Origin of the sequence: Methylophaga sp. UBA2012 (assembly GCF_002335235.1) — a bacterium.
Taxonomy (GTDB): Bacteria; Pseudomonadota; Gammaproteobacteria; order Nitrosococcales; family Methylophagaceae; genus Methylophaga; species Methylophaga thalassica.
In genome coordinates this window covers 59,940-73,437 of the sequence record NZ_DDCG01000020.1, presented here as the reverse complement: position 1 = coordinate 73,437, position 13,498 = coordinate 59,940, and the positions used below count along the sequence as shown (strand labels likewise).

The 13,498-nt window shown below is 42.3% G+C and carries 14 protein-coding genes; 13 read left to right on the top strand and 1 reads right to left on the bottom strand.

Annotated elements, in window-relative coordinates; all coding sequences use genetic code 11:
• The first annotated feature begins 402 nt into the window (after positions 1–402).
• From rho to B2248_RS14695, 9 genes are all read left to right on the top strand, one after another.
• Complete coding sequence (gene rho / locus B2248_RS14735; protein ID WP_007144699.1) at positions 403–1,662, top strand: transcription termination factor Rho; 1,260 nt, start codon at positions 403–405, stop codon at positions 1,660–1,662.
• A 9-nt stretch (positions 1,663–1,671) separates the two neighbouring features.
• A complete protein-coding gene (gene miaA / locus B2248_RS14730) occupies positions 1,672–2,616 on the top strand; it encodes a tRNA (adenosine(37)-N6)-dimethylallyltransferase MiaA (protein WP_273179574.1) in 945 nt (314 codons plus the stop codon).
• A 70-nt stretch (positions 2,617–2,686) separates the two neighbouring features.
• On the top strand, positions 2,687–2,911 hold the full coding sequence (hfq, locus tag B2248_RS14725) for an RNA chaperone Hfq (protein WP_007144701.1): 225 nt from the start codon (positions 2,687–2,689) through the stop codon (positions 2,909–2,911).
• Positions 2,912–2,921: 10 nt separating this feature from the next.
• Positions 2,922–4,067 carry a ribosome rescue GTPase HflX gene (gene hflX / locus B2248_RS14720; protein WP_273179571.1) on the top strand — a complete coding sequence of 382 codons (1,146 nt, stop codon included), beginning with the start codon at positions 2,922–2,924 and terminating at the stop codon, positions 4,065–4,067.
• A gap of 87 nt (positions 4,068–4,154) precedes the next feature.
• Positions 4,155–5,351: an FtsH protease activity modulator HflK gene (gene hflK, locus B2248_RS14715; RefSeq protein ID WP_273179568.1), complete on the top strand. Its 1,197-nt coding sequence runs from the start codon at positions 4,155–4,157 to the stop codon at positions 5,349–5,351.
• The gene (hflC, locus tag B2248_RS14710) at positions 5,352–6,224 is read left to right on the top strand and encodes a protease modulator HflC (protein ID WP_273179566.1); all 873 of its coding nucleotides are present in this window, start codon (positions 5,352–5,354) and stop codon (positions 6,222–6,224) included.
• Complete coding sequence (locus B2248_RS14705) at positions 6,221–6,418, top strand: DUF2065 domain-containing protein (protein ID WP_273179564.1); 198 nt, start codon at positions 6,221–6,223, stop codon at positions 6,416–6,418. Before hflC ends, B2248_RS14705 begins: the two co-directional genes overlap by 4 nt.
• Positions 6,419–6,424: 6 nt before the next feature.
• The gene (locus tag B2248_RS14700; protein ID WP_273179562.1) at positions 6,425–7,615 is read left to right on the top strand and encodes an ATP phosphoribosyltransferase regulatory subunit; all 1,191 of its coding nucleotides are present in this window, start codon (positions 6,425–6,427) and stop codon (positions 7,613–7,615) included.
• Positions 7,608–8,903: an adenylosuccinate synthase gene (locus tag B2248_RS14695; protein WP_273179560.1), complete on the top strand. Its 1,296-nt coding sequence runs from the start codon at positions 7,608–7,610 to the stop codon at positions 8,901–8,903. Before B2248_RS14700 ends, B2248_RS14695 begins: the two co-directional genes overlap by 8 nt.
• A gap of 33 nt (positions 8,904–8,936) precedes the next feature.
• Here the strand turns inward: B2248_RS14695 and B2248_RS14690 are convergent, their stop codons facing one another.
• On the bottom strand, positions 8,937–9,800 hold the full coding sequence (locus tag B2248_RS14690) for an NAD(P)-dependent oxidoreductase (protein ID WP_273179557.1): 864 nt from the start codon (positions 9,798–9,800) through the stop codon (positions 8,937–8,939).
• Between the two features lie 109 nt (positions 9,801–9,909).
• Between B2248_RS14690 and glyA the strand changes: the two genes are divergently transcribed.
• From glyA to B2248_RS14670, 4 genes are all read left to right on the top strand, one after another.
• Complete coding sequence (glyA, locus tag B2248_RS14685) at positions 9,910–11,163, top strand: serine hydroxymethyltransferase (protein ID WP_040576175.1); 1,254 nt, start codon at positions 9,910–9,912, stop codon at positions 11,161–11,163.
• A 14-nt stretch (positions 11,164–11,177) separates the two neighbouring features.
• On the top strand, positions 11,178–11,651 hold the full coding sequence (nrdR, locus tag B2248_RS14680) for a transcriptional regulator NrdR (protein WP_007144710.1): 474 nt from the start codon (positions 11,178–11,180) through the stop codon (positions 11,649–11,651).
• Positions 11,652–11,756: 105 nt separating this feature from the next.
• Positions 11,757–12,863, top strand: a complete 1,107-nt coding sequence (gene ribD / locus B2248_RS14675) for a bifunctional diaminohydroxyphosphoribosylaminopyrimidine deaminase/5-amino-6-(5-phosphoribosylamino)uracil reductase RibD (protein WP_273179555.1) — start codon at positions 11,757–11,759, stop codon at positions 12,861–12,863.
• Positions 12,864–12,866: 3 nt separating this feature from the next.
• Positions 12,867–13,487, top strand: a complete 621-nt coding sequence (locus B2248_RS14670; RefSeq protein WP_273179553.1) for a riboflavin synthase — start codon at positions 12,867–12,869, stop codon at positions 13,485–13,487.
• Positions 13,488–13,498: the final 11 nt, after the last annotated feature.

Genomic DNA, 13,498 nt, shown 5'->3' with positions numbered 1-13,498 from the left:
ACCTGCCTGTGCTGGGCAACACACCCTGTGACATATTTATCTGGAACAAAAGTTGAGATCGAAGGTGTCTGCAGAGCTGAGCTCATAACTGGGCTCGGTCAAAGTAGGTCACTTTATAACGGTACGAAACCATTACAAGAACCTAATTCAAAGGAGTTGGATATTCTGTCTTAAAACATTACATGGCCGGTATTTGTTGTTTTTAAATGTAGTTAGTTAATATCTATTAATATGTCGAACATTATATTTGTAGATATTTGTATATAAAACTAGACGTCGATGTTTATTACTGTTATTCTTGGTTCCAGTTTTTAAAACCCCCTCCAAAATTAAGACAATTCAACCCATCAATCGATGTGTTTCAAGGCATTTCTATATCAAAATCCCATTCTTAGGTAATACATGAATCTGACAGAACTGAAAAAGCAGTCAGCTGCTGAATTAATGGAACTCGCTCTCTCCATGAATCTCGAGGGCTTAGCAAGAAATCGAAAGCAAGAACTCATATTTGCGATAGTTAAAGCTCATTCTAAACAGGGTGAAGATGTTATCACTACGGGTGTATTAGAACTGTTACCTGATGGTTTTGGTTTTTTAAGATCACCAGAAGATTCTTATGTTGCTGGTCCCGATGATGTCTATGTATCACCCAGCCAGATTCGACGTTTTCACTTAAGAACCGGCGATACGATTAAAGGTAAGATTCGACCACCGAAAGACAGCGAGCGTTATTTCGCTCTCGTCAAAGTCGAAGAAATCAATTACGAAAAACCTGATAAGTCCCGCAATAAAGTCCCTTTTGAAAATTTAACACCATTATTTCCGAACGAACGTTTCACATTAGAGCGCGGTAACGGCAGTACTGAAGATCTCACAGCACGTGTGATCGATCTGGCATCACCGCTGGGTAAAGGACAACGTGGTCTTATCGTCGCTCCACCAAAATCGGGTAAGACTATGATTATGCAATCTATTGCACAATCTATCGCCTCAAATTATCCCGATAGTGACTTAATTGTTTTATTGATTGATGAACGACCAGAAGAAGTGACTGAAATGCAGCGCTCTGTTCGTGGTGAAGTGGTTTCAAGTACTTTCGATGAACCTGCAACACGTCATGTTCAAGTTGCTGAAATGGTTATCGAAAAAGCCAAACGTCTGGTTGAACATAAACACGATGTAGTCATTCTGCTTGATTCAATTACACGTCTTGCAAGAGCCTACAATACTGTAGCGCCATCGTCTGGTAAAGTACTGACGGGTGGTGTTGATGCCAATGCGCTGCAAAGACCTAAACGCTTTTTCGGTGCCGCTAGAAATATTGAAGAGGGTGGCAGTCTGACAATTATTGCTACTGCTCTGATAGAAACTGGTTCACGTATGGATGAAGTCATTTTCGAAGAGTTCAAAGGTACAGGTAATATGGAAGTATTACTTGAACGTAAATTGGCTGATCGTCGTATGTATCCAGCTATTAATGTTACCCGTTCAGGTACGCGCCGCGAAGAGTTACTAACAACCGAAGAAGATCTACAAAAACTTTGGATTCTCAGAAAGATTATCGCTCAAATGGAACCGGTAGAAGCAATGGAATTCTTAATGGATAGACTTAAATCAACAAAAACAAATGTTGAATTTTTTGACTCTATGAAACAGGGGTAATTACGCTCTGTGCTTCCACCTGCCATATTCATTATGGGCCCTACTGCAGCGGGAAAAACTGACCTTGCTATAGAATTTGCTAACAAATATCCAGTTGAAATTATCAGTGTAGACTCAGCTCTTGTCTATAAAGAGATGAATATTGGGACAGCAAAACCAAGTCCAGAGATATTAAAAAAATATCATCATTTTTTGGTTGATATTATAGAGCCATCCGAGACTTATTCTGCAGGTCAGTTCAGAGATGATGCACTTCGTCTTATGGCTGAAATTACTTCACGAGGAAAGGTGCCATTACTTGTTGGTGGCACAATGCTGTATTTCAGGGCGCTTCAGTATGGCATTGCCGATCTGCCACCTGCCGATAGTCTGATCAGAGAAAAACTGGACTCTGAAATGCGGAGGCTAGGCCGTGAAGCTCTGCACGATAGATTGAAACAAATCGACCCTGTTTCTGCTGAGCGGATACATATTAATGATCCGCAACGATTACAACGCGCACTTGAAGTTTATGAGTTAACGGGTAAAACGTTAACTGAGTTAACACATAACGAACATGATGGCTTGCCTTACAATGTAACAAAAGTCATCATTTCTCCATTTGACAGGTCAGTACTTCATAAACGAATAGCCGATCGTTATCAGAAGATGGTAGCTAACGGATTTATTGATGAAGTAAAGAAATTGTATCGACGCGACGACTGTCATATGAACTTACCGTCAATCCGTGCGGTCGGTTATCGTCAGGCGTGGTCTTATTTAGATGGAGACTACGATTACGATGAGTTTATATACCGTGCTATTGTAGCTACACGTCAGATGGCTAAACGACAACTGACATGGTTACGCGCTCAAAATGATGGCGTATGGTTTGATAGTAGTGATGGATTGCCTATTAATGAAGTCAATCAATATCTTATTGAGCAGGTTCCACGGTTGATGAATAATGCTTGACGATTCTGTTAAGGCTTTTAGAATGAGTTATTCAGGCAGTTTAAAATAATAACAATATATGGAGTGAATGATGGCAAAAGCACAGACTCTTCAAGATCCTTTCTTGAACGCTTTACGGAAAGAAAATATACCTGTTTCTATTTATTTAGTTAACGGCATTAAATTACAAGGTCAGATTGATTCGTTTGATCAGTTTGTCATCTTACTCAAAAACTCAGTCAATCAAATGGTATATAAACATGCTATATCAACGATCGTTCCTGCTCGCAATGTTAATATTAATCACGAAGAATAGGAGCATTTGATTGTTTGAACGGCCAGATATTCAAACAGCTTTTGATGATTCATCAGAAAAAGAAGCTGTTGTCTTGGTTCATCTGAATTTCAATGATCCTGACTATGAAGACTCTCAACAAGAGTTTATTGAATTAGTTGGGTCAACAGGTGCAAATATTGCTGCAATAATTCAGGGTAAGCGTCATCGTCCTGATCCCAAGTTCTTTGCTGGCAGTGGTAAGGTTGATGAGATTGCAGAACATGTCATGGCATCTCATGCCGCCTTAGTCATTTTCAATCACGAACTATCACCAAGTCAGGAACGTAATCTTGAGCAACAATTAAAATGTCGGGTATTAGGCCGTACCGGGTTAATTCTTGATATCTTTGCTCGAAGAGCTCGCTCTCATGAAGGTAAGTTACAGGTTGAACTCGCTCAGCTTCAACACTTGTCAACAAGATTGGTACGAGGCTGGACTCACCTTGAAAGACAAAAAGGCGGGATCGGTTTGCGTGGACCCGGTGAAACTCAGTTAGAAACGGATCGTCGTTTATTAGGACAACGAATAAAATCACTAAAAAAACGATTAGGAAAAGTCCAATCTCAGCGTGAGCAAGGACGCCGTTCACGCCAACGTGGAGGTGTACCAGTTGTCTCTCTTGTTGGTTACACAAACGTTGGAAAATCGACACTATTTAACAAAATAACATCTGCAAAAGTCTATGCTGATGACAGGTTATTTGCGACGCTTGATCCTACTCTGCGTCGTGTTAAATTACACGACACACAACTCCTTATCTTGGCGGATACGGTTGGATTTATCCGTGATTTACCCCACGATCTTGTCGAGTCTTTCCGCTCAACTCTGGAAGAAACCCATGATGCTGAGTTATTGCTTCACGTAGTTGATTGTGGTGCAAATGATCGTGATGACCTTATTCACCACGTAAATGAAGTTTTAAAACAAATCGATGCGGATGAAGTGCGGCAGTTAATTGTCTATAACAAAATAGACAATGTTGAGGATATTTCACCGCGAATTGAAAGAGATGATGAGGGAAATATTAATCGCATCTGGTTATCTGCAAAAACCGGTGAAGGATTAGAACTGCTGCGAGAAGCACTAAAAGAATATTTCCCAGAAGAATCATTTTCAGAATATGTTGAAGCTTAGATACGGTTTTGGTTGCTTATCATTACCATGTCCGTAAAATAGGCTTGTTTGAAGTAAATTCTCTGTTTTATCAATTTGGAGAGCTACATGGCTTGGAATGAACCCGGAAACGGTGATAAAGACCCGTGGGGTAATCGTGGCAATGATGGGCCACCTGATTTAGACGAAGTTATCCGAAATATGCAACGCAAATTAGGCGGCATTTTTGGTGGTAACGGAAACAATACCAACGGGAATAATTCTTCAGGCCGAGGTGGTTTTTTCGGTTTTGGATTAATTGCAGTCATCGCCATATTAGTCTGGCTTGCATCTGGTATCTATATTGTAGATCCGGCTGAGCGCGGTGTTGTTCTGCGGTTTGGACAATATTCAACGACAACATTACCTGGTCCTCACTGGCACTTGCCTAGTCCGATTGAGAAAGTTGAAGTCGTGAATGTTGAAGAAATTCGTACTGCCGAAATTGGTTATCGCAGCGGCGGAAACCGAGGTGGCGGTACTATCCATTCTGAGTCTTTAATGTTGACGAAAGATGAAAATATTATTGATTTAAAAATTGCGGTGCAATATCGCGTTCAGGATGCACCTAAATACCTGTTTAATGTTAGAAATCCAGATGTCATTCTTCGTCAGATGATGGAGAGCGCTGTTCGTGAAACAGTAGGTCGCTCTAACATGGACTTCGTTTTAACCGAAGGCAGAAGCGCGATTGCTAATAGCACTGAGCAGTTATTGCAAACGATGCTGGAAGCCCATGAGATGGGATTATTAGTCACTAGTGTGAATATGCAGGATGTACAGCCACCTGAACAAGTACAAGCAGCCTTTGCTGATGTTGTTAAGGCGCGTGAAGATGAAGTACGTCAGAAAAATCAAGCGGAAGCCTACTCAAATGATGTCCTTCCAAAAGCGCGTGGTAGAGCATTTAGAATTGTACAAGAAGCAGAAGCATATAAGAGTCAAATTATCGCAAAAGCTGAAGGTGATGCGAGTCGTTTCACTCAAGTCATGACCGAATACAATAAAGCACCGGATATCACTTCGGAAAGGCTATATCTGGATACGATGGAATCAGTTTACTCAAAAAGCCAAAAAGTGATGGTTGATGTGAAAAATGGTGGCAGTAATGTGCTGTATCTACCACTGGATAGAATGAGTCGACGTGGTAATCCAACACAATTGGATTTGGATAGTTTTAATTATCCGTCTTCAACCTCAACAACTACTTCATCTTCTAACAAAAGTTCATCAAGCGATGACGCTCGTAGCAGAGGAGGTCGCTAAATGAGTTCCCGTTTAACATTGATTTTAATTTTATTAGCGGTTGTTGTTGTGACGCTTTCATCATCTATCTTTGTAGTAGATGAACGCCAAAAAGTACTGCTACTGAGACTGGGGCAAATCGAAAAGGCGGATTTTAAGCCTGGCATCCATTTTAAAACGCCTTTTGTAACAGATGTACGCAAATTTGATGCTCGTGAAATGGCATTGGATGCACAACCAGCCAGATATCTGACAGGTGAAAAAAAGAATGTGATTGTTGATTCATTCATCATTTGGCGGATAAGTGATGTTGCAACGTATTTTAGATCCATGGGAGGAGATGAAGACCGTGCGGCTTCTAGACTTTCTCAAATTATCAAAGATGGCTTAAGAGCTGAGTTTGGTCGCAAAACCATTCAGGAAGTCGTTTCTGGTGACCGTGTGGCCATGGTTCAGGATATTCTGAAAGAAGCTAATCGCGTTGCTGCAGGTTTTGGTATCTCGATTTCAAATGTTCGTATCAAACGTATCGACTTGCCTGCTGAAGTCAGCTCATCTGTATACACACGTATGGAAGCAGAGCGTGAACGAGTCGCTAAAGAACTGCGTTCTCAAGGTGCCGAAGAGGCTGAGAAGATTCGTTCTGATGCTGATCGCCAACAAGCTGTGATTATTGCTGAGGCTAAACGTCAGGCAGAAGAGTTACGTGGTGAAGGTGATGCAAAAGCCACCGACATTTATGCGAAAGCATATGGGCAAAATGAAGAGTTTTATTCTCTTTATCGTCGATTATCAGCCTATAAAAATATCTTTAATACTGATGATATGTTGGTTATCGAACCGAAAGGTGATTTTTTCAAGCGATTTAACGACGCTGAATTACCTGAGAAGTGAACGAAGATTTCATTCATAGTTTATTGATTGCAACGGCATTAGTCCTGATCATTGAAGGGATAATGCCGTTTCTTAATCCAACTATGTTTAAACGCGCGTTATTACAAACTGTAAGCATGAGCGACAGACAAGTGCGTCTTATTGGCTTGATAAGTATGTTTACAGGTTTGATTTTTTTGTACTGGATAAATTAACTCATAATGACTATCAAAGAGAGTTGGCTGTTACCCGAAGGTATCGATGAGCTGATGCCTCAAGAAGCGGCACAACTTGAGAAAATGCACCGAACCCTGGTTGACTTCATGCGAAGTTGGGGATACCAGTTAGTTGTACCACCACTAGTAGAATATTTGGATTCTTTACTTACTGGTACAGCTAAAACACTCGACATACAAACCTTCAAGTTGACAGACCAAATGTCTGGAAGAATGTTGGGTATTCGTGCTGATATGACCCCTCAAGTTGCCAGAATTGCTGCACATAAGTTGCGTAATGAAGCTGATATTCTCAGACTATGTTACATCGGAAGTGTCTTACATACATTGCCAACAGGATTGGACGGTGCCAGGAATCCTATCCAACTCGGTGCTGAAATATACGGACATGCCGGACCTGAAAGTGATATTGAAAGTATCGAACTGATGGTGGCCTTATTAAATGTTTCCGGCGCTGTTTCAAAAATGGCACTCGATATCGGACATGTTGGTGTTTATAGAGGTTTAGCGGAGTTTGCTCAGTTAACAGAGAGTCAGGAACAAGAATTGTTTTCTGCATTACAGCGAAAAGCGTCGGCAGAAATAGACTTATTGCTGCAGGCTTATGACATTAATGCTGATGCAAAACAGATGTTACAAGAATTATCTGAGCTCAATGGTGATCAATCCGTATTAGAACGTGCCAAACAAGTATTAAAAAAAGCACCACAATCAGTTCAGGATGCGTTAACTACGCTTGAGCAAATAGCAAATGCCCTGACACAAAGACTTCCAGATATTGCTATTAATTTTGATTTAGCTGAGTTACGCGGCTATCACTATCACACAGGTGTTGTTTTTGCCGCCTACAAGCCTAATTCATCACATGCGATAGCTGCCGGAGGCCGCTATGATGATATCGGCGAAGATTTTGGTTTGGCGCAACCAGCGACGGGTTTCAGTCTTGATTTGAAAAAGTTGGTGACCGAGCTTCCAGCGCAAAAACTTCATCAAGAAACAATTGGTGTGCAATGGCTTGAAGATGCCAGTCTTCATGCTACTGTCAAAACATTACGTGAATCAGGTAAGGTGGTTATCTATCAATTCCCTGGTTCTGAAACTCCAACTACACACACATTGGTAAAACTAGATGGTCACTGGCAAGTGACTGAAACAGGAACACATACTCGTGGCTAAAAATATTGTTGTAATTGGCTCCCAGTGGGGCGATGAAGGTAAAGGTAAATTAGTTGATTTACTGACGGATAATGTTTCCGCTGTTGTTCGTTTTCAAGGTGGCCATAATGCAGGTCATACCTTGGTAATTGATGGCAAAAAAACGGTTTTACACCTTATTCCGTCAGGCATTCTTCGTGAGAACGTTCAATGTTTGATCGGTAATGGTGTCGTCGTTTGTCCAGAAGCTCTTTTAAAAGAAATGAACGAGCTTGAGTCAAATGGCATTCCTGTTCGTGAACGATTGAAAATCAGTGCTGCTTGTCCTCTCATCCTGCCTTATCACATTGCGCTTGATCAAGCACGTGAACTACGTTTAGGTAAAGCAGCGATAGGTACGACTGGCCGAGGTATTGGACCAGCATACGAAGACAAAGTGGGTCGCCGAGGTCTGCGTGTTGGTGATTTGATGAATGAAAAAGCTTTTGCTGAGAAATTAAAGGAAGTCATGGAGTTTCATAATTTCTCGCTGGTTAATTACTATCAGGTTGAGCCGGTAAGTTATGAAAAAGTACTACAAGAAACATTGGCAATGCGTGATGTACTAATCCCGCTTATTGCTGATATCCCAGCCATGCTGCAGGAATATCACAAAGCAGGTGACAATGTCATGTTTGAAGGTGCACAAGGTGCTCTGTTGGATATTGATCACGGCACATACCCTTATGTGACCTCTTCGAATACAACCGCCGGTGGCAGTGCCACAGGTTCTGGTGTTGGCCCGTGTCACATCGATTATGTCCTGGGTATTACAAAAGCCTATGCAACTCGTGTCGGTGGTGGCCCATTCCCATCTGAGCTTTTTGATGAAACAGGTAAATACCTGGCTGAAAAAGGGATGGAAAAAGGTGCGACAACTGGACGTGATCGCCGTTGTGGTTGGTTAGACATGGTTGCTCTAAACCGCGCTAGCTGGATCAACAGCATAACGGGATTATGTTTGACAAAATTAGACGTGCTTGATGGTATTGAAACGATTCGTCTATGTGTTGCATATCAGAAAGACGGACAACCTGTTGATATCTTGCCTTTAAGTGCTGATGAATTTGAAGGTTGTGAACCGGTTTATATTGATATGCCGGGTTGGAAAGAATCTACTTTAGGCATCACTCAATATGATGATTTGCCTGAAAATGCACGTGCGTATATTGAAAAAGTTGAGAGTCTCGCCGGTGTGCCGATTGATATTATTTCAACTGGCCCCGACCGCCGAGAAACGATTATCAGACGAGATTTGTTCGAAGTTTAAGCCTAAAAAAAGCCCTCAAACGAGGGCTTTTTTTTATGATTCCTTGGGCGAAACAGCTGCCATCAGTGCTGAGTAATCGGTGTTGTCCAGTCCCATATCCAGGGCTTTTTGTAAGAGTAACTCAATACCTTTCAATGCACTGGTATCTAAACCTAGCTCATTGGCAACAGACAAGAAAAGACGCGTATCTTTTGCCAGGTGTTTGGTAGGAAAGTTGGGCTCAGAGAAATCTCGCTCAATCATACGACTTAATTTTTTGTCGAAGGTTGGTGCGTAGAGAGCACTATCACGAACAATTTTCATAAATTGCTCTGTCGCAATCCCTTCTTTTTCCACTAAGGCCAGACTTAAGGCAAAACTGGCTGTTAATCCGGCGATTAACTGATTCATGGCTAGTTTGACAGTGGCACCCTGACCAATATCACCAATATATTGTGGTTCATGGCCAATTAACTCCAGTAAGGGTAAGGCAGCTTTGTAATCCGTTTTTTTACCCGCAGCCATTAAAATGAGTTTGCCACTGCCTGCTTCTGGCAGGCTTCCTAGTACCGGACATTCAAGATAACGGCCGCCAGTAGCTCGTACCCGCTGTGCAAGACTGCGTGATTCTTCCGGGGCTATTGTGCCCATTTGGATAAGCAGGCAATTTTTAAAGGCTACATCGTCAATATCATCCAGAACCGAACTAATGGCTTTTGCATCACTTAAGAAAAGCAAACAAATATCACTCTGTTCTACTAATGCTTGCGCAGATGTGGCTACAGCAGCGCCTCTGGCTTTTAGCTCATCACACTTTTCCAGGCTGCGATTAAAGACCACCAGGGGTTGATTCTCTGCTAATAAGTGATGTGATAAGGCTTGCCCCATCAGGCCTGTTCCTATTAATCCTATTTTCATAAGCTATGATTTAATCCTTATGCGAATAAAACTGTCACTATGCCATAGATGCCAGCGACGTTGTGAGATAGAATAATGTCCCATTTTACAGTAGATACAGGGGAATACTGTGTACAAGAAAAACATGACCATCGCTGGCTTTGACGATGAAGTGTTCAATGCAATCACTGCGGAAGATAAACGTCAAGAAGATCATATTGAACTGATCGCTTCTGAAAATTATACGAGCCCTCGTGTAATGGAAGCTCAGGGCTCCTCTTTAACTAATAAATATGCTGAGGGTTATCCTGGCAAACGTTATTACGGTGGTTGCGAACATGTTGACACAGTAGAAGCCATTGCTATTGAACGCGCTAAAGAGTTATTTGGTGCTGATTACGCCAATGTGCAGCCGCATTCTGGTTCACAGGCTAATGCGGCAGTCTATCTTGCCCTGCTACAAACCGGTGACACGATCTTGGGTATGAGTCTGGCCCACGGTGGTCACCTGACACATGGTGCTAAAGTCAGTGCTTCAGGAAAAATCTATAATTCAGTTTCATATGGTTTAAATGCTGAAACTGGCGAAATTGATTATGACGAAGTAGAGCGTTTAGCCAAAGAGCACCAGCCCAAAATGGTTGTGGCAGGTTTTTCTGCTTACTCTCGTGTAGTGGATTGGCAGCGTTTCCGTGATATAGCTGATTCAGTGGGCGCTTATTTGTTGGTCGATATGGCTCATGTCGCTGGTCTGGTGGCTGCAGGTTTATATCCTAACCCAGTGCAAATCGCCGATGTCACAACAACAACAACGCATAAAACATTACGTGGTCCACGTGGTGGTTTGATTCTGGCTAAAGCAAATCCTGAGATTGAGAAAAAACTGAACTCAGCTGTATTCCCGGGCTTCCAGGGTGGTCCTTTAATGCATGTGATCGCTGCAAAAGCCATTGCATTTAAAGAAGCGATGTTGCCAGAGTTTAAAACGTATCAGGAACAAGTGATTAAAAATGCACGTGTGATGGCTGACGTGTTTATGACTCGTGGTTATGATGTTGTTTCAAATGGTACTGATGATCACTTATTCTTAGTCAGCTTTATTGAAGCGGGTCTGACTGGTAAAGATGTTGATGCCTGGTTAGGTGCTGCTCATATTACTGTTAATAAAAATGCGGTTCCAAATGATCCACAATCACCTTTTGTGACATCAGGAATTCGTGTTGGTACACCAGCTGTGACTACACGTGGTTTTAAAGAAGAAGAATGTCGTGATCTGGCAAACTGGATGTGTGATGTAATTGATGCGGCAGGCAGTGAGCAAGTCATTAACGATGTTAAGAGCAAAGTTAAGGCTGTTTGTGACCGCTTGCCTGTTTACGCTTAAGCTTCGGAAACCCTATGCGCTGTCCATTTTGTGGTGCAGATGATTCTAAAGTTGTTGATTCTCGACTGTCGGCGGAGGGCGATGCCATCCGTCGACGTCGTATGTGTGTGGAGTGTAATGAGCGCTTCACCACATACGAAACAGCCGAATTAAGTCTGCCTCGTCTAATCAAACGTGATCGCTCTCGTGAGTTATTTGATGAAAATAAATTGCGAGCGGGCTTTATGCGAGCACTGGAAAAAAGGCCTGTCAGTATTGATGCTGTTGATAGCGCGGTTAAAACCATTACTCGTCGACTTTGGGCGACAGGTGAACGGGAAGTCGACAGTCGTTTAGTCGGTGACTGGGTAATGGATGCACTTCGTGAGTTAGATGAAGTCGCCTATGTCCGTTTTGCTTCTGTGTATCGAAGTTTTCAGGATGTAAATGCTTTTCGTGAAGAAATTGAACGAATGGAAAATAAATCTGAAGCGGATGATAAAAAATAAACATGTTCATCAGCACTGATATCTTTCACCTAATGATAATCAGCGCTCTAAGTCCCGTTATGATGAGCATTAACCATTATTTGTTTCAAATAGAGAGAATAAATCATGGCTTCTGCTGAATTTTATATGGCAAGAGCCATTGAGCTTGCCAAAAACGGACTTTATACCACTGACCCTAATCCTCGTGTTGGCTGTGTCATTGTCAAAGATAACCAGATTGTTGGTGAAGGCTGGCATCAACGAGCCGGCGAAGGTCATGCTGAAGTGAATGCATTGCATCAGGCTGGTGAAAAAGCCAAAGGTGCTGATTGTTACGTTACGCTTGAGCCTTGCAGTCATTACGGTCGAACTCCTCCCTGTGCTGATGCCTTAGTTAATGCTGGCGTTAAACGTGTATTTATAGCGATGACCGATCCTAATCCGGTGGTGTCTGGTTCAGGCATACATCGTTTAAGAGAGGCTGGTATCGAAGTGCATACCAAACTGTTAAGTTCAGAGTCTGAGAAGCTCAATCCCGGTTTTTTGTATCGTATGCGTTATGGTCGACCATACATTAGAAGTAAAGTCGCAATGAGTCTGGATGGTCGCACAGCGATGGCTTCTGGTGAAAGTAAATGGATAACTGGACCGAAAGCCAGACTCGATGTGCAAAAACTACGTGCACGCAGTTCAGCCATCATGACCGGTATCGGTACAATCCTCGCGGATGATCCGCAATTGAATGTGCGTTTTTCACCGTCAGATGACAACTGGTATCCTTCTGGACAGAAAGTCAGACAACCACTCAAAATTGTGGTTGATAGTGAGGCACGACTGCCGGCTGATGCTCAAATTCTTAAAGAAGGTAAAGTGTTGGTAATTACCGCAAAAGATATTGCTGTAGCTGATACGGCTGAATGTCTAGTGCTGCCATCATCTGATAATAATATAGATTTGAATGCATTGATGGCCGTTTTGGCTCAGCGAGAAATAAATGAGTTAATGGTTGAGGCAGGTGGTGTTTTGAATGGTGCCTTATTGAAAGCGGGTTTAATTGATGAGTTAATTATCTATATGGCACCTAAAATTATGGGTGATATGGCTCGCGGCCTGTTTCATTTACCTGATATGGTGTCGATGGCTCAGAATCTTTCTTTAGAAATTGATGATATTCGTGCAGTGGGAAAAGATTGGCGTATCACTGCAAAACCCATATATAGCGAGGAATCTTAATTCATGTTTACCGGTATCATAGCGGCTATTGGTCAGGTTACTTCCGTCACTCCAAGTGGTGGTGATATGAGACTAAAAGTGGCGACCCAGAAATTAGACCTGTCTGATGTTTCTCTCGGGGATAGTATTGCGATTAATGGTGTTTGTCTGACAGTGGTTGAGCTGGATGAAGCTCACGTCAGTTTTGATGTTTCCAAAGAAAGCCTTGAGCGTACAGCCCTTTCCCAAATTGCGGCTGGGTCTTCTGTCAATCTTGAAAAAGCGCTGGCTGTTGGTGACCGGCTTGGTGGACACATGGTCAGCGGCCATGTCGATGGTTTAGGTAAGGTGTTACAACTGACACCATCAGCACGATCAGTTCAGTTTCGTATTGAAGTGCCAGCTAATCTGGAACGTTATGTTGCTGAAAAGGGCTCTATTACGATTGATGGAGTGAGTCTGACCGTCAACCAAGTTGGACCAGGCTGGTTTGACATCAATATCATTCCTCATACGATGCAGGAAACGATCATTAAAGAATACAACGTTGGCACTATGGTCAATTTAGAAGTTGATTTGATTGCCCGCTATTTAGAACGTTTATTACCTGGCCAGTCGTCAGGTTTTGTCAACGAAACACTGTAAAACACGGTTAT

What these genes read in the sequence shown, in the direction of transcription:
- rho (WP_007144699.1), top strand. Translation starts at nt 403, where the DNA reads ATGAATCTGACAGAACTGAAAAAGCAGTCAGCTGCTGAATTAATGGAA.
- ribD (WP_273179555.1), top strand. Translation starts at nt 11,757, where the DNA reads ATGGCTTCTGCTGAATTTTATATGGCAAGAGCCATTGAGCTTGCCAAA.
- B2248_RS14690 (WP_273179557.1), bottom strand. Translation starts at nt 9,800, where the DNA reads ATGAAAATAGGATTAATAGGAACAGGCCTGATGGGGCAAGCCTTATCA.
- nrdR (WP_007144710.1), top strand. Translation starts at nt 11,178, where the DNA reads ATGCGCTGTCCATTTTGTGGTGCAGATGATTCTAAAGTTGTTGATTCT.
- hfq (WP_007144701.1), top strand. Translation starts at nt 2,687, where the DNA reads ATGGCAAAAGCACAGACTCTTCAAGATCCTTTCTTGAACGCTTTACGG.
- hflK (WP_273179568.1), top strand. Translation starts at nt 4,155, where the DNA reads ATGGCTTGGAATGAACCCGGAAACGGTGATAAAGACCCGTGGGGTAAT.
- B2248_RS14700 (WP_273179562.1), top strand. Translation starts at nt 6,425, where the DNA reads ATGACTATCAAAGAGAGTTGGCTGTTACCCGAAGGTATCGATGAGCTG.
- hflC (WP_273179566.1), top strand. Translation starts at nt 5,352, where the DNA reads ATGAGTTCCCGTTTAACATTGATTTTAATTTTATTAGCGGTTGTTGTT.
- B2248_RS14670 (WP_273179553.1), top strand. Translation starts at nt 12,867, where the DNA reads ATGTTTACCGGTATCATAGCGGCTATTGGTCAGGTTACTTCCGTCACT.